The sequence below is a fragment of the Pseudomonas sp. C5pp genome (assembly GCF_000814065.1).
In the GTDB taxonomy this organism is placed as follows: Bacteria; Pseudomonadota; Gammaproteobacteria; order Pseudomonadales; family Pseudomonadaceae; genus Aquipseudomonas; species Aquipseudomonas asiatica.
Genome location: NZ_JWLN01000044.1, coordinates 1 through 15854, shown reverse-complemented (window position 1 = coordinate 15854; position 15854 = coordinate 1). Strand labels below are relative to the sequence as shown.

Below are 15854 nucleotides of genomic sequence, written 5' to 3'. Positions count from 1 at the left end.
CTTGTTGCACTCCCGCGCTATTAATCGAAACACTCTGCTGCGTGCAAAGGGCTTCCTGATTGATCTTTTTCCGAAAGCTCAGGCAGGCCATCAATCGGCCACTCAATGCCGATGTCCGGATCATTCCAGGCGAGGCACCGTTCGGATGCTGGCGAATAGTAATCGGTGGTCTTGTACAAAAAATCGGCATACTCGGACAAAACTACGAACCCATGAGCAAAGCCCTCTGGTATCCACAGCTGATGTTTGTTTTGCTCGGTCAACAAAGCGCCTACCCATTGGCCAAAAGTTGGCGACGAGCGTCGTAGATCCACAGCGACATCGAAAACCTCACCAGACACCACTCGCACCAGTTTCCCTTGCGTTTGGCTCAACTGGTAATGCAATCCACGCAGTACATGCCGAGTCGATTTTGAATGGTTGTCCTGGACAAAACTGACTGTCCTGCCGACCGCTTTTTCAAATACCGTCTGATTGAAACTTTCGAGGAAAAACCCTCGCGCATCGCCAAAAACTTGTGGTTCAAACAGAATCACTTCTGGTACTGCCAGAGATGTAGCCTTCATCCAATTGCCCTATTTAGCAAATCTTGCTGCCACGCACTGCAACTGCGCCGGCGCTCGCGAGCGCTGACTGCACACATTGACTCCGACACGCTGTGCGCCACTGTCTCACACGGTCGCCTGCCCCATAACATCTCGTAGTACCTCACACGTTCTGCGTATCTCAGAATCGGTGAGCGTTGGGTGCACAAGAAACATCAGGCTGGTTTCGCCAAGCTCCTGAGCGATCGCCAAGCGATGCTCCGGGCGCCAACCTGTGCCGTCAAACGCTTTCTCTAAGTAAACTTCAGAACACGATCCGGAAAACGCCGGTACACCGCGCTGGGAAATTTCGCGCAAGATTCGGTCACGATCCCAACCTGGCGCAAGCTGCTGCGGTTCGATAAAAACATAGCATTTGTAAGCAGCATGCTCGCAGTCTGCAGGCACGGCCGGCACCCTCAATCCTGGTAGTTCAGCAGCGCATGCCCAGATCTGGCCAGCATTATGCAGGCGGCTTGTATGCCACGCGGGCATTAGCCCCAACTGAATCGCACCGATTGCTGCCTGCATTTCCATCATCCGCCAGTTGGTGCCGAAACTCTCATGCAACCAGCGAAACCCTGGCGCGTGCTGACGCTCGTACACGGCATCCCAGCTTTTGCCGTGATCCTTGTACGCCCACATGGTTTTCCAAAGCTCGGGGTCATTGGTGGTAACCATTCCACCCTCCCCGCCCGTGGACATGATCTTGTCCTGGCAGAAGGACCAAGCGCCTATATGGCCAATGGAACCCACTGAGCGACCTTTATAACGTGCGCCGTGCGCCTGGGCACAATCTTCGATCACCTTCAGGTCGTGAGATGCGGCAAGTGCCATGATCGGGTCCATGTCACATGGCCAACCAGCCAGGTGCACACAGATCACCGCACGGGTACGAGGGCTCAGCACTTTGCTGATGGTGTCTGCCGTAATATTTTGCGAGTCCCGGTCAACCTCCGCAAACACAGGGGTCGCTCCGGCATTAACGATGCTGGAGACCGACGCCAGGAAGGTACGAGGGGTCACTACCACCTCATCACCCGGGCCGATACCCAAGGCATTAAGGGCCAAGTCGAGCGCTACAGTGCCATTAGTCACTGCAACAGCGTGCGCGCACTGCACATATGCTGCAAAGTCTTGCTCGAATTTTCGCCCGATTTCCCCGGTCCAGTAGTTTACGCGGTTGGATAACAGGACATCCCGCACCGCATCAGCTTCGAGTGCCGAGAATGAGGGCCAAGGCGAGAAAGGAGTATTCAACACAATATGCACCTGTTTACCGGACAGAAAAACGGCCATCCCACCCGAAGGTGGCTGACCAGCAGAATAAAGAAATATTTGATGCAGGCTTCAGTTCGCGCGCAATGGTCCAGCTAGTAAATTGTGCGCACAGGCCTTGCTCAGCAGACTTTTCATGGAGTCACAACACCCATTTCAGCAAGCATGACTGCATTTACTGAGTGTACGTCATATCGCTGCTCAGCAATCTCCCTTGACCGTCGCCCCATACGCGATGCCAGGTCGGGCTCAACCACGAACCGAGTCATCGCCTCGACCAGTTGCTCGACGCTTTTCACAGCGACCAGTATGCCGTTTTCTTCTGGCACGACCGTTTCGCGACACCCGGGTGCATCCGTGGTTATGATGGGTCGCCCCATCGCCATGGCCTCGAGCACCGTCCGTGGAGTGCCTTCTCGATACGATGGCAAGACGTAGATGCTAGAGTCTTCGATTGCAGGGCGGACGTCGCTCAAACGCCCTAAATACTGCACGGAACCTTCAGCGATCCAACGATCCAGTTCATGCTGTGAAATGGCATCAGGGTTGTCATCGATCCAACCAACCAGCGCAAAGCTTGTTTGCGGATGCAATTGACGCAGTTTCTGTGCCGCAGCAGCGTACTCACGCACACCTTTGTCACCCAACAGTCTGGCGATCAGCAGAAAGCGCGGCGTCTGCGGTAATGGGGCCACTGCGAACGACCCTACATCTACACCAGAGCCATTGACCACGCACGATGGCACTCGCTCCGGCAGAAGATTCAACGACCGAAACAATGCTTCGTCGTCCGGGTTCTGAAAGAACACTTTATGCGTACAACGCAAAGCTACTGCGTAGAGGGACTGCACAACCCGGCGCACGATACCCCGCTTACCTTCTTGCTCGGGCTGCTGAAAGGCGTAGCCCAGCCCGGTGATCAGCGCGAAGCGACGCGGGACCCTCGCAAGCCAACTCGCCATCGCTCCGTAGACCACTGGTTTTACGGTGTAGCCCATCACATAGGATGGACGGATCCGGCGCATCAGTCGCCACAGTTGCGTCAGTGAGCGAAGGTCCGCCAAGGGGTTCAAGCCCACACGCTGCAAACCGATATCATGAACAGTCACGCCCTTCGCCTCTAGCGCTGCCCGCACCTTGCTGTCAGCATCCAGGTCCGGTGCTGCCACATGAACTTGCAGGCCACTGGCCTTCAACGCATCAAGCAGCGGCCCACGAAAATTCAATAGTGATTCTGGGTGACTCGCGATCAATAGGAACTTCTGCATTTTAATGCTCTGCATACCAAGCCTGGAACATGAGGACATTCCACAGGTGATGCTGCCAGTTACGGCGACCACTCAAGTGCTCGTTCCACATCTGAATAATCGGTTCGGGGCGGAAAATACCCTCTTGTCGCAGCCGAGAAGGGTCAAGTTGCGCAGCAGCCCAATCGCGCAAAGGGCCTCTGAGCCACGAATCCAGAGGCAGACCGAAGCCTTGTTTGGGCCGCTCGATCAGCTCGCGAGGCACATGCCGGTAAAGTACCTCGCGCAGCACTCGCTTGCCCTGCCCGTCATGAATCTTGTATTCGAGTGGCAACGTCCACGCCATCTCAACCACTCGCGGATCAAGCATTGGAACTCGGCTTTCAAGGCTCACCGCCATGGCGGCTCGATCGACTTTGACCAGGATGTCATCGGTCATGTACGTCTGAGCATCCATTGCCATCATCGTATGTGCAAAATGATCGGTGGTCGGCCAATGTGCGTTGGCACTGAGCAACGTTTCGGGTTCTGTGGCCCCGATGATCAGGCTGGCAGGGTCCTGCCAATGACTGGTCAAGGTGCGGAAAAACTCTCGCTGGTCCGCCAAACCGAGCAATCCCGCCAGCTTGTGCGCTTTATCGCCCGGAGTAGCAATCTGAAGGCGCGCCGGAATAGCGGGTTTGAGTACTCCGTAAACCTGGTCCCACATCGCTGGCGACAACGATCGTAAAGCCAGCGAAGCGCCTTTACGGGCAATCGTTGGCAGCCGCGACAACCTGCTCCAAACTTTGTTACCCATCAGGTAGCGATTGTAACCACCAAACAGTTCGTCACCACCATCACCGCTCAAGGCTACCCTGACATGGGTGCTGGCCAATTGGCTGACTAGAAAAGTCGGAATTTGCGAGCTATCGCTGAACGGTTCGCAGTAGATAGAGGCAAGCTTCGGAATCACCGCCTGGGCATCGCTGGGGGTTACATACAGTTCGGTATGATCAGTACCTAGATGACGCGCGACTTCCTTGGCATAGCCGGCCTCGTTGTAGGCGGCTTCACCAAACCCGATCGTGAACGTACGCACTGGCTGACGGCTCTGCGCCTGCATCAGTGCGACGATCGAGCTGCTGTCTACCCCACCGCTAAGAAATGCCCCCAAAGGCACATCAGACAACATTTGTTCGCCAACCGTCGCCGACAACTGCCGCTCAAGCAGATCGGTGGCTTCTTCAAACGTCCCCAGGAAAGGATTACTTAAGCCCTGCTCAACCACCTCGTTGAGCGACCAGTACGCGGTGGGCTGGGCCTGACGAGCTGCGTCGGGCTGGCCGAGTGGAAACTTGACACAGTAACCCGCACGCAGCTTATGGATGCCCTTGTAGATGCTATAAGGTGCGGGAATGCAATTGTGCCGTAAAAGCAATGTCAATGCATCCCGGTCAACCTCCCTGGTCGCCGCCGGGTGGTATTTCAAGGCTTTCAGCTCGGAGCCAAACAGCAGGCTATTGCCCTGCCATCCGTAATACAACGGTTTTTCGCCAAATCGGTCACGCGCCAGGCTCAGCGTTTGCTCCAGTCGGTCCCAAAGTGCAATCGCAAACATGCCAACCGACTGCTGCAGAGTCTTTTCAAGCCCCCACGCTGCAATACCAGCCAGCAGCGTTTCAGTGTCAGAGTGACCTCGCCATGCAGGCGCACATCCCTGCGCCTCAAGCTTGGAACGTAGATCCAGGTGGTTATAAATTTCGCCGTTGTACACAATGATGAAACGGGAGCAGGCGGATGCCATGGGCTGGTGGCCGGCCGGCGACAAATCGAGAATTGCCAAGCGCCGATGACCCAGAGCAAGACCGACCGATTCGTCCATCCAGTGGCCGGCATCATCAGGCCCTCGGTGGGTAATTTCAGTTGTCATTCGCCCAATGAGCACCGATGCATCCGGCAATCCAGGGCTAAAAAATCCAGCAATTCCACACATTGACGCGCACCTTGTGAATTCAGCGTTGCAAGCTCATGAGCCTGTAAGGCTTTTCAGGAGTTTTTCGAGAACCGGCGCCTGCGCCTGTAGCGAATATCTGGATTCGACCGCATGCCTGCCAGCCAAACCCAGACGAGTACGCTCTTCCCGATCAGACAGCAATTTGGACAACGCGACCAGCCACTCTGCGGACTCACTGGCAAGCAAACCACATTGATTGTCGGCCACGATCTCGACGTTGACCCCGACCGGTGAAGCGACTACAGGTACTCCAGAAGCCATGTACTGGATAAGCTTGTACCCGCATTTGCCTTTTTCCCACGGGCCATCTATCAGCGGCATGATGCCGATGTCCATCTGCTCAATCAGCCTAGCCTCGCTATCCTCAGTCCATGGAAGCGTTTCAACTTCTACCCCGGGCAACTGATCGGCGATATTCGGGGTTGCCCCGACCAACATGAGCTTGGCACCGTATCGAGTACAGGCATCCAGCAATGCCGAGTGAATGCTGACGACATACTTCTGGGTGGAAGGCGAGCCGATCCACCCGATCACCAACTGCTGTCTTTCAGGTCGGCTGATTACCCTATAGCGGTGATGATCGACCACGGTCGGAATGATCTCAACGCACTTGGCTCCGGCGTACCTTGCCCGGTCCGCTAAGTACTCATTGCCGGCTACGACGATGCCTGAGGCACGCATGACCTGGTCAATTTTACCACCCAGCAATCGACGGACCCAGGGGTTCGCAGAGAGGTCATAGTTATGAAAAACAGCGTCGTCGTAATCGACCAGGTATCGACCACCCATAGCCCTCAGCCAACGCTCAAATACTGCAGGAATGAATGGAAACAGCTCCTTCTCAATCCACACCGCATCGTATTTACGTGCACGTAGCAACACTGCCAAACGCTTCAGGTAATAACGTAACAATTTCAAGGGTGAGCGTTTGGACGAGGTATAAAGCTCATTAAGGTAATCCTCGCCAAAGAAAGCGCTAACTTCCAATTCAAGACCGCTACTTTGCAGCGCTGGGAGATACTGCAAGATTCTCAAGCGGCTACTGGCGCCCATTCGTGTATATTTGCTGAGGATAAGGACTTTTTTCATGGCTTTACCCGAGTTATCAACCAAGCCATTCATCGTGTCTTGCCCGTAGTAAACCACTCACACAGCCAACTGAATAACAGACGATAAGCCTGCAGCGTTTCCCCAGCCCCCTTACGTTTAAACATCGCTAGGACAACTCGCAGAAATGGCTCAGGCAAAATCGTCGCCAATAACACCAAAGTGCCGAACGCCCGCCCGAGGTGCTTGTACGCGTATAGAATTCGGCTTCTCAGTGAGTAGAAAAGTCTGCGAGCCTTGACCTGGTCTGATGTACCTCCACCTTTGTGGAAAGCCTTGACCTTGGTCAGAAATTCGATGCTATATCCTTCATCCTTGACCCGTTTCGACAAGTCCAAGTCTTCAAGATAAACAAAAAAGCGTTCATCAAAGCCGGCGAGCTTGTCAAAAAGTTCACGGCGAATCAGGTAGAACGCACCGATCACATGATCTACGGATCGATCAGTATCATGCGCCCACTCAGCCATGAAAAAACCCAGGCGCGGCACAAAACGATCCAGGCCCAGTGCATGGACAAGAAAACTGCCTGTTGTCGGCAAGCGGGTACAGCTGCGTGCGATGTGTCCACTCTCTTCTTCCAACTGGACTCCACACACGCCGACAGACGCATTGCGTGAATCACACATGAAAGACAAGACGTAATCCAGAGTGTCTGGATACACCGCGGCGTCAGGGTTGAGGAACAGGACGAAAGGAGAGCGTCCTTGGGCAGCACCCAAATTGCAGGCCCGTGCAAAACCAAGATTAGCGCCTGTCCGCAAAACACTAACCCCCTCCTGCTCCAAATCTAGGTCGGAGCCATCAGTGGAGCCATTGTCCACCACGATCACCTGCACTTGGCCCTTGGCGATACTAGCCTGCAGCGAGTCGATACAGTCACGAATCTGCGTGCCCGAGTTCCAGTTAACAATAACTACATCAATGTCCATATGCAAAATTCCTGTTGAAGCTTTTTATCAACCGGTGATTCAACAAAGCCACAGGCACGAACAAGACCCACATGTAATCGAATTTTGCCAAATAGGGGTTGGTTGCCGTCGCCAACAAAAACGAAATCAGTCCGCAAAGATAGTAAAACTCGAAGCTTTCGCGCCCTTTGCGACGAACCTCCCGAGCCAGGAAAACCATCAGGAAGAGCACACCCGCTGCATAGATTGAAAAACCCAAAAACCCATATTGAAAGATGAGCGATACATAAAACAGCTCATACGCCCACGGCATTTCTTCGGAACGGATATAGCTGGCTACAGCGCCGGCCCCTGATCCCCAGAACGGATGAGCAAGAATCCCGTCTACCAATGAAGCAAACTGAGTCGCGCGCTCCGAATTGCTAGCGTCACCACCAAAATCAAAAATTGACGAAACCCGTTCATAGATGTAATCGGGCCAAAGTGAGTAGGCAAATACTGCGAGCGCTATGGCTACCCCGGCGAACAGGCTGACCTTGAATACCGCTAGCCCGCGCCCTCCGGGAGCCGCCCAGGTCATACAATACGCAATGATTGGCCCTAGTACTGCTGTGACCAGAATGACACGCCGCCCGGAAAGCAGGACAACCAGCACCAATCCGACAAATGTGACCAGCCCAACAAGGCTGACACGCTGACAAATGACTCTGCACAGCATGAACGACAGCAGAAAAATAACACTGGAAACATTGGGCAGTGTGAACTTCAAATAGCCGGCACCATAATCGACGACAGCCTCGTCACCGTACAGCGCCCGCAACCCCGCCCCTAGCTGATTGCCGGGCAAGGCGATTTCGCTTGCAACGAACCCCAAATCGATCAGCCCAATCAGCAACCCCGCAGCAACCATCAGGCGATCCAGCCCATTACTGTCCCCCTGATAGAGCATCGCGAGTATCGTGAACAGTGTGGGATAAATCACCATCACAGTGAGCACACGTAGCGCGCCAGGATTGCCCAGTAGAGTGCCGTAAACAGACCAGCCAAGTCCAATGAACGAGAACACCAGTGCAGCCCAGAACAAGCGTGAGTCAACCTTTCCTACAACCCCACCGCCCAGCAGCAGACAGCCAAGGGGCAACAATAGCGCCACCGTTTTAAAGGCAGTGAAGCTCGTTGGAAATACCATGGACAGGAGCAGAATCAGGCCAGCCACTCGCTGGGCGAAGTCATTCAATTGCATTGACCAGATTCCTATCGCCTCTTGCACGCGACACGGCCCAACCCAGTAGCAGTGTGTCCAGAAGCGTGCGAAGCATCCAGGCTATCGCAGCACCAATGACTCCCAGATCCTGGATGAGCCAGTACAGGGCACCGACAAACAACGGCAATTCTATCAAGTGAAAAATGGCAGTGATCCTGGAGCGCCCCTGAGCGTGCAGAAAGGCGTACAGCATGGCGCCAAGACTGTTCAAGAATACGCCCGCACACAAAATACGACCCACTGCCACCGACTCGGCTGTAACGTATTCGCCGACCCAGAGGTTGAGGACGATCGGCATCAGCAGTGCCATGGCACTCATGGTTACCAGCATCATCAGAGCCACCCGAATCGTCCAGGTGCGGAACAACACCCAAGCTTTGTCTACTCCCTGCTGCATCAAGGCTGCAATTGCAGGAAACGCGACGGTGGTAACAGCACCAACCAAAATCATCGCCTGCACGGTAATTTCGTAAGGGATCACGTAGGCAGTAACCGCAGCGGCAGATAACAGAACGCCCACAAAAAAACGGTCCGCCTGTACCAGGAACGGGCTAACGATGCTGCTGACCGTAACCCATCCGCCGAATTGCAAAAGCCGAATAGCCTGCTCTTTTGCATAACGACCGGGCCGCTGCCCCTGTAGGCATTCTTTTGCGCTGTACCGGTAAATAAGCAGCGCAACCGCACGCGAAACCACCAAGGTCGACACCAACCACGGCAGTTCATGAGTGAACTGAGCTACAAGGTACGGCCCACCAAAATTTGCGACACCCAAACCAATTCGCAGCAGGCTGATCCCCTTGAAATTCAGGTACGCCTCATTCACGCCACGGTACGTTGCGCTCACCGCCTGCATAGGAAGGGCAAAGGCCAAAAGCAGCAGGGATAAGGTGATTTCCGTACTGGGAATACTCTGGCGTGGAATGAACTGCTGCACCCCCGCAGCCGAGCCCAGCGCGATTGCCACCAAACCTACAACACCGACAATCGAGGTCAAAGTGATTGCTGTTGCGACGGCATCTGCAATCACAGCAACCTGTGGGCCGTCTCGCAGGGATGCGATCCGTTGAGTCAAAGCACGGCCTATTCCCAGGTCGAGTGCACCGGCATACCCGATCAACCCCCAAGCGAGTGCAAGAAGACCAAAACGCTCAGTACCTACTATTGCAATCAAACCCGGAACTGTAAGTGCAGCGATGATGAGCGGCAAACCCAGGCCGAGCAGATTCCAAACGATATTTTTGTAATGCACCGAATCCTCTCACACCAATGGCAGACCAAGCTGGGGCTGACATGCAGCACCAGTGGGTTCAAGCCAATGCAATTTCAAGCAGTCGCACAAGCTGTCTTTCAGGCTAGGAACTGAATGTACCAAGGCATAGCCTTGGAAATGCCGCGGGTCACATCATAAGCCGGCGCGTAACCTAACAGCGACTGTGCCTTGGAAATGTCTGCCTGCGAATGCCTGACATCGCCGGGTCGAAATTCTCGATACACCGGGCCTTTACTGTAGACGACTCCGTTCTCTTGCAGGCCTTTACGCAATGCCTCGAACAACTGATTCAGAGTGATGCGGCCACTGACCGCTACGTTGTAAATCTGGTTGACCGCCGCCGGGTCGGAGCTGGTCGCAGCCAACAGATTCATCTGTACAACGTTTTCAATGAAGCAGAAATCACGACTGGTTTCGCCATCGCCATTGATAAACAGCTCATCGCCACCGATCATGGAAGCCAGCCATTTGGGAATGACCGCCGCGTAGGCGCCTTGCGGATCCTGACGACGACCGAACACATTGAAATAGCGCAAGCCGACGCTGTTGAAGCCGTAGGATTTGAAGAACACGTCGGCGTACAGTTCGTTCACATATTTTGTCACCGCGTATGGTGACAAAGGTTTTCCGATCACGTCTTCAACTTTCGGCAAGGCAGGATGATCACCATAAGTCGAACTGCTTGCCGCATAGGTGAAACTCTTGACGGCCGCATCACGAGCCGCGACCAGCATGTTCAAGAAGCCATCAATGTTGGTGGCATTCGTAGTGATAGGATCGTTAAGCGAACGCGGCACCGAGCCAAGTGCCGCTTGATGCAAAACATAGTCCACATCGCGACAGGCCGTATGACAATCGCCCAAGTTGCGAATGTCGCCCTCCAGGAAGCTGAAACGGCTCCATTGCTGAGCGCTGACGTTAGACCTTACCTCGTCCAGGTTACGCTGATGGCCTGTGGCGAAGTTGTCCATCCCCACCACTGTCTGATCGAGCAAAAGCAAGTGCTCGAGAAGGTTTGACCCGATAAAACCTGCCACCCCGGTGATCAGCCATTTTTTAGGGGCCTGGGGAAGCGATTGTTGAAGAGCTTCATATGCCGTCATTTTTCATCCCAACCTGCAATAATTCACAACTTTGACACGCCTGCCAATTAAAGTCGAATATCGGAACTAGCAGCGTCCAGTAAGTACTTCAGGTCGTAGAGAACATGGTCAGGTTTACCGTAAGCACGAATGGCTGTTTCACCAAGCGCTTTGAACTCTTGATGAGCAACAGCTATTACGATGCCGTCATAGGTACTCGCGGCAGGTGTAGCCACCGGTGTTATGCCATATTCATGTTGTGATTCGGTGACATCTACCCAAGGATCAAACACATCGACAGCAATGCCGTACTCGCTCAATTCGGCAATCACGTCGACAATGCGGGTATTGCGCAGGTCTGGGCAATTTTCCTTGAACGTCAAACCCATAACAAGCACGCGTGCGCCTTCGACTTGCAGTCGGCGCTTGAGCATTGCCTTGACCAATTGCGAGGCGACGTAGCGGCCCATGGAGTCATTCAAACGCCGGCCAGCGAGGATGATCTCAGGGTGATATCCAATGGCCTGCGCTTTGTGCGTGAGGTAATACGGGTCCACACCAATGCAGTGCCCCCCAACGAGCCCTGGGCGGAACGGCAAGAAATTCCACTTGGTGCCTGCTGCTTCAAGAACCGCTTCAGTGTCGATACCCATGCGATTGAAAATAATCGCTAACTCGTTAATCAAGGCGATATTCAGATCACGCTGAGTATTTTCAATTACTTTGGCGGCCTCAGCGATTTTTATGCTCGCCGCCTTGTGCGTTCCCGCCGTGATGATTTCTCGATAAAGAGAATCAACCACTTCAGCGATGAAATCGTTGGAACCAGAAGTGACTTTTTTTATCGTTGTGACTCGGTGCTGCTTATCCCCAGGATTGATACGCTCAGGGCTGTAGCCCGCGAAGAAATCCTTGTTAAAGGTGAGCCCGGATACACGCTCAAGCACCGGAACGCAGGCTTCTTCGGTCGCACCCGGATAAACCGTTGATTCATAAATCACTATATCGCCGGACTTCAGCACACTGCCGATGGTTTCCGATGCCTTTACCAACGGAGTCAGGTCAGGCTGCTTATATTTGTCGATAGGCGTTGGGACGGTAACAATGAAGACATTACACGCACGCAGATCCTCAGTGTCCGCGGTATAGCTCAACAGATGGGCGCTCGCCAAATCTTCGGCGCTAACCTCTTGAGTCGCATCGTGAGCCGCTTTCAGTGCATCGATACGCTGCTGATTGATGTCGAATCCAACCACGTCACGATGTTTGCCAAACTCGACTGCCAGTGGCAGACCCACATACCCTAAACCAATAACCGCCAGTTTAATATTCATAAGGAATTTCATCTGTAGAGTTAAGCCCGGTTATTACGAGCGGGCGCGCCCGCCGCGCCGATCCGTAGCATACTGATAATTGTGGCCAACCCAGCCCAGGCTGCGTCATATTTACTACCGAGCACCGGCTACGAACCTACTAGCGACGAAAAACGCTCGATAAAGAGCAATCAAGACACCTAATAGCACACCCAAGAACGCACTTAGCACCACAATAATAGCCTTTTGCGGTTTAACTGGCTTATCAGGTGCGTACAGCCCTCCATCCTGTCGATAGACCTCGATGACGGAGGGGTCTACCTCAAGCGTTTCGTAGAAAGCTATCGTTTCTTGATCTCGACGCAGGTGATCTATAAAGGGGTCGTCAGAGGTCCGAGCCTTTAAGTTTTTGAGCTCTGCTTCAATTGCACGGCTGCCCCTCATGTATACCAGCGAGCCCTCCATATCTGCCGAGAGCTCTGAATTACCGTTACCGGAAATAATGGGCGGTTTTTCCAACCCGATCGACTGCGCGACAATCAACGCCTCGGACAGTCGAGCAATACGGTCTTCACGCTCTTTACGTGCACCCTCTCTGGCAGAGCGAACCCGCTCTTTAAGATTGTTTGCCTTGACTAGCGCATCAGCCCGCACGTCAGCAATGACCTCTTTCTTGGCGCGATCACCGGCAAGTTTCGCATACGCTACTATCCAATCTGCTGCCTGCTGGGGGTCCGTCGAAGTGGCAACGAGCTGGAAGCGATCAGAAGATTCCTTGGTGGCGACTGGCACTGAGACGGCTTTATTGAATTTTGCATAAAGGTCATCTTGGGCACCACGCCGGTCACTCTCGGGCAGAGATTTCAAATAGACCTCACGATAAAACTCCCGACGTACTGCCTCCGACTGAACGTACCGCACATAGCTTTCATAGACAGTCTTGACAGGCAAAATTGGCAACCCGCTATCGCCGCCTCTCCCATAGTTGAGTTGCGCGATATCCTTTTGAGAAGGGGGCTGAACGAAAACCTTAGCTTCGTACATCGGGGTAGCCAGCAATGCATAGGCAACGCCTATCAGCGTGACGATCACCGCTGTTAACGCCACCACCCACTTTTGCTTCCACAGCTGCTCGATCAACTCAACTAGATCTACTACAGACTTGCCTTCCAGGCGCCCACTTTCATTGCGCATTTATTCTAAATTTTCCTTGGCTCACGCTGCTTTCGGACATCATCAAGGCATCGGCCAGCTAGCCGAATGCCAAAATGCTTAACGCTGTCACGCTAGGTAGGGTCATTCCACCAGCGGAGAGTAAGGTTAATTAGCACCTCACTCAATGGTTTTTAACGTAGCGCATCGATGATAGCTGAAAAATTTTTGAGCCAGAAAAAGCAGAAACGTTCCATCAGGCGATGACCACTGATCAGTTATCCCCGCCCAGCTACGGTGATATTCACCCTTAGATCCCGTTTTTCGAAGGCGCTAGACAGGGCTGTGGCCAGCGCATTTTTTGCCCTCGTCTCGCCATGGACCAGCACTACTTGGCGCGCAGGCACACACCCATTTAGCGCAAAACTCACAAGCCCCGCCTGATCTGCATGCCCTACAAACCCGCCTAGCGTGAGCACCTTGAGCCTCACCTCATACATCCGCCCATCCAGATCAATCTGCACAAACCCTTCCGCCCCTTCGCTGGCCTGTATCACCGCGCCCGGCGTCCCCTTGGCCTGGTAACCGACAAACATCACCTCATGTCGCGGATCCCCCAGCATGGCCTTCAGGTAATTGACGATGCGTCCACCCGAGCACATGCCATTGCCGGCAATCACGATCGCCGGCCGCCCGGTGCTCTTCAGGTAATTGACCACCTGCTGGTGGCGGGCGTGGGTGTCCACGCTGATCAGCTGGCTGAAACCCAACGGGTCGCGCCCTTCGGCAAGGCGCGCCCGGGCTTCGGCATTCCAGTAGTCGTGCAGTTCCCGATATACACCGGTAATGCGCTGGGCCAGGGGTGAGTCGAGGATGATGGGCAACTGCGACCAGTCGAGGGGGTCGTCATCAGGGGCCGGGCCGGCCTTGTTCAGCAAGGCCTTGCGATGAAGAATGCTTTCGAGCTCGTACAGCAACTCCTGGGTGCGGCCGAGGCTGAAAGCCGGAATGAGCAGCGTGCCCTGGTCAGCCAAGGCGCGGTCGATGGCCGCTTCCAGTCGCTGCTGACGGTCACCTGCAGGCGGGTGCAGGCGGTCGCCGTAGGTGCTTTCCAGTACCAGTACATCTGCCCGTTCCGGGGGTTGCACTGGGCGCAGCAAGGGGTTGCCACAGGCGCCGAGGTCGCCGGAGAACACGTAGCGGGTGCTGGCTTGCGCGTACTGCACATCGCATTCGACATAGGCTGAACCTAGCAGATGCCCGGCGCGCTGCAGGCGAATGCGACAGGTGAGCCCTGGTTGCTCGACCAGGGTGTGCCACTGCTCGAAAGGTAGGGGCACGATCAGGTCGCGGATGAACTCCAGGTACCTTGCCACTTGGGCGGGCTTGCTGCAGATGCTCAGCTTGTAGGCGTCCTCCAGCACCAGTGGCAGCAGCCGGGCGGACGGCTCGCTGCACAGGATGGGGCCACGGTAGCCGGCAGCCAGCAGTGCCGGGATGCGGCCAACGTGGTCGAGATGCACATGGGTGATGACCAGGGCCTGGATGCCGTGCACATCGAAACCGAGCGGCGCCGATGCTGCGCCTGGCGCTGCCTCGGCGCCCTGCTCCAGGCCGCAGTCGATCAGCAGGCTGGTGGACAGGTCGAGGTGCAGTTGATGGCAGGAGCCAGTGACGCCGCGGGTGCCACCATGATGGGAAAGGACGGGATATTCCATGCTGCGCACACTCGCCTGGGCCGAAAATGAAGTGCGTTATTACTCCATGACGGCCGGTACAGGCATAGGTGAGACTTTCCCAAACAGTTGTAGGAAATATCCTTAGTTACCGTTCAGTGCTGCCTGGCGGGCCGAAGCCTTGATCTTGCGCTTGCTCCGCTGAACGCCGTAGGCACCCAGCAGCGGACCGACTGCCAGGCCAATGACCAGGGCGGCCAGAACCAGCACGGCGACCGGCATGGCCGGGGCAGCCCAACCGAACAGGACCAACGAGACGGTTTGCTGGTTCTCCAGCACGAAGAACAGCACCACAGCCGCCAACAGCAGCACGAACACCGCCGCCAGGGCGCGCTTGAGGTTACGCATCAGATTGCTCCTTGTGGAATCAGGTGTGGGCCTCATGCTCTTCTTCATTGACCCGGTCGCGCAACTCTTTGCCGGGCTTGAAGTGCGGCACGAACTTGCCTTCGAGGCTGACCGACTGGCCGGTCTTCGGGTTGCGGCCTACGCGAGGGGCGCGATAGTGCAGCGAGAAGCTGCCAAAACCGCGAATCTCGATGCGATCGCCAGTGGCAAGGCATTGTGACATCTGCTCAAGCATGGTCTTGATGGCAAGCTCCACGTCCTTGGACGAGAGCAGCCCCTGATGGGTGACAATACGTTCGATCAGCTCCGACTTCGTCATATTTTTCCCTTCGTTATCAAGCAGCTAGATCATTGCTTAACCAGTTTGTAGCACGCTGGGAGGGATTTGAACAGGGTGGTTCTTGACTTAATAAAAAAATTCAAGATTGAAGTTTTACAGGAATGGTCTAGCTGGCGGGGGCTGGAGGCGTGCGGCCAGGGGGTTGCGGTGACGCGGAGATCGAGCGCCGCCCGCGCGGCGCATCGCGAGCTCCTACGTTTGTTTCGGACCAGTCATTCCCGGGGGA

The 15854-nt window shown here is 54.8% G+C and carries 14 protein-coding genes; all 14 read right to left on the bottom strand.

Annotated elements, in window-relative coordinates:
- Positions 1–20: 20 nt before the first annotated feature.
- Positions 21–566, bottom strand: a complete 546-nt coding sequence (rfbC, locus tag RR51_RS29735; RefSeq protein ID WP_039615097.1) for a dTDP-4-dehydrorhamnose 3,5-epimerase — start codon at positions 564–566, stop codon at positions 21–23.
- A gap of 105 nt (positions 567–671) precedes the next feature.
- Positions 672–1847 (bottom strand): DegT/DnrJ/EryC1/StrS family aminotransferase, encoded by a 1176-nt coding sequence (locus RR51_RS25665; protein WP_039615119.1) that lies wholly within the window; start codon positions 1845–1847, stop codon positions 672–674.
- A gap of 149 nt (positions 1848–1996) precedes the next feature.
- Positions 1997–3130: a glycosyltransferase family 4 protein gene (locus tag RR51_RS25660; RefSeq protein WP_039615096.1), complete on the bottom strand. Its 1134-nt coding sequence runs from the start codon at positions 3128–3130 to the stop codon at positions 1997–1999.
- A gap of 1 nt (position 3131) precedes the next feature.
- Positions 3132–5084 carry an asparagine synthase (glutamine-hydrolyzing) gene (gene asnB, locus RR51_RS25655; protein WP_039615095.1) on the bottom strand — a complete coding sequence of 651 codons (1953 nt, stop codon included), beginning with the start codon at positions 5082–5084 and terminating at the stop codon, positions 3132–3134.
- Between the two features lie 33 nt (positions 5085–5117).
- Entirely contained in the window at positions 5118–6227 is a 1110-nt protein-coding gene (locus RR51_RS25650) for a glycosyltransferase family 4 protein (RefSeq protein WP_236693307.1), read from the bottom strand.
- Complete coding sequence (locus RR51_RS25645) at positions 6224–7141, bottom strand: glycosyltransferase family 2 protein (protein ID WP_039615094.1); 918 nt, start codon at positions 7139–7141, stop codon at positions 6224–6226. Before RR51_RS25645 ends, RR51_RS25650 begins: the two co-directional genes overlap by 4 nt.
- On the bottom strand, positions 7131–8363 hold the full coding sequence (locus RR51_RS25640; protein WP_039615093.1) for an O-antigen ligase family protein: 1233 nt from the start codon (positions 8361–8363) through the stop codon (positions 7131–7133). The genes RR51_RS25645 and RR51_RS25640 overlap by 11 nt, the downstream gene beginning before the upstream one ends.
- Positions 8350–9636 carry an oligosaccharide flippase family protein gene (locus tag RR51_RS25635; protein ID WP_052261114.1) on the bottom strand — a complete coding sequence of 429 codons (1287 nt, stop codon included), beginning with the start codon at positions 9634–9636 and terminating at the stop codon, positions 8350–8352. Before RR51_RS25635 ends, RR51_RS25640 begins: the two co-directional genes overlap by 14 nt.
- 98 nt (positions 9637–9734) lie before the next feature.
- Positions 9735–10760: an NAD-dependent epimerase/dehydratase family protein gene (locus tag RR51_RS25630; RefSeq protein WP_039615092.1), complete on the bottom strand. Its 1026-nt coding sequence runs from the start codon at positions 10758–10760 to the stop codon at positions 9735–9737.
- A gap of 47 nt (positions 10761–10807) precedes the next feature.
- A complete protein-coding gene (gene tviB / locus RR51_RS25625) occupies positions 10808–12085 on the bottom strand; it encodes a Vi polysaccharide biosynthesis UDP-N-acetylglucosamine C-6 dehydrogenase TviB (RefSeq protein WP_039615091.1) in 1278 nt (425 codons plus the stop codon).
- A 102-nt stretch (positions 12086–12187) separates the two neighbouring features.
- On the bottom strand, positions 12188–13246 hold the full coding sequence (locus RR51_RS25620) for an LPS O-antigen chain length determinant protein WzzB (protein ID WP_039615090.1): 1059 nt from the start codon (positions 13244–13246) through the stop codon (positions 12188–12190).
- A 236-nt stretch (positions 13247–13482) separates the two neighbouring features.
- On the bottom strand, positions 13483–14922 hold the full coding sequence (locus tag RR51_RS25615) for an MBL fold metallo-hydrolase RNA specificity domain-containing protein (protein ID WP_039615089.1): 1440 nt from the start codon (positions 14920–14922) through the stop codon (positions 13483–13485).
- 102 nt (positions 14923–15024) lie between these two features.
- On the bottom strand, positions 15025–15288 hold the full coding sequence (locus RR51_RS25610; RefSeq protein WP_039615088.1) for a lipopolysaccharide assembly protein LapA domain-containing protein: 264 nt from the start codon (positions 15286–15288) through the stop codon (positions 15025–15027).
- Positions 15289–15307: 19 nt separating this feature from the next.
- A complete protein-coding gene (gene ihfB, locus RR51_RS25605; RefSeq protein ID WP_013971456.1) occupies positions 15308–15607 on the bottom strand; it encodes an integration host factor subunit beta in 300 nt (99 codons plus the stop codon).
- Positions 15608–15854: the final 247 nt, after the last annotated feature.

What these genes read in the sequence shown, in the direction of transcription:
- rfbC (WP_039615097.1), bottom strand. Translation starts at nt 566, where the DNA reads ATGAAGGCTACATCTCTGGCAGTACCAGAAGTGATTCTGTTTGAACCA.
- RR51_RS25660 (WP_039615096.1), bottom strand. Translation starts at nt 3,130, where the DNA reads ATGCAGAAGTTCCTATTGATCGCGAGTCACCCAGAATCACTATTGAAT.
- asnB (WP_039615095.1), bottom strand. Translation starts at nt 5,084, where the DNA reads ATGTGTGGAATTGCTGGATTTTTTAGCCCTGGATTGCCGGATGCATCG.
- RR51_RS25650 (WP_236693307.1), bottom strand. Translation starts at nt 6,227, where the DNA reads ATGAATGGCTTGGTTGATAACTCGGGTAAAGCCATGAAAAAAGTCCTT.
- RR51_RS25645 (WP_039615094.1), bottom strand. Translation starts at nt 7,141, where the DNA reads ATGGACATTGATGTAGTTATTGTTAACTGGAACTCGGGCACGCAGATT.
- RR51_RS25640 (WP_039615093.1), bottom strand. Translation starts at nt 8,363, where the DNA reads ATGCAATTGAATGACTTCGCCCAGCGAGTGGCTGGCCTGATTCTGCTC.
- RR51_RS25630 (WP_039615092.1), bottom strand. Translation starts at nt 10,760, where the DNA reads ATGACGGCATATGAAGCTCTTCAACAATCGCTTCCCCAGGCCCCTAAA.
- tviB (WP_039615091.1), bottom strand. Translation starts at nt 12,085, where the DNA reads ATGAAATTCCTTATGAATATTAAACTGGCGGTTATTGGTTTAGGGTAT.
- RR51_RS25620 (WP_039615090.1), bottom strand. Translation starts at nt 13,246, where the DNA reads ATGCGCAATGAAAGTGGGCGCCTGGAAGGCAAGTCTGTAGTAGATCTA.
- RR51_RS25615 (WP_039615089.1), bottom strand. Translation starts at nt 14,922, where the DNA reads ATGGAATATCCCGTCCTTTCCCATCATGGTGGCACCCGCGGCGTCACT.
- RR51_RS25610 (WP_039615088.1), bottom strand. Translation starts at nt 15,288, where the DNA reads ATGCGTAACCTCAAGCGCGCCCTGGCGGCGGTGTTCGTGCTGCTGTTG.
- ihfB (WP_013971456.1), bottom strand. Translation starts at nt 15,607, where the DNA reads ATGACGAAGTCGGAGCTGATCGAACGTATTGTCACCCATCAGGGGCTG.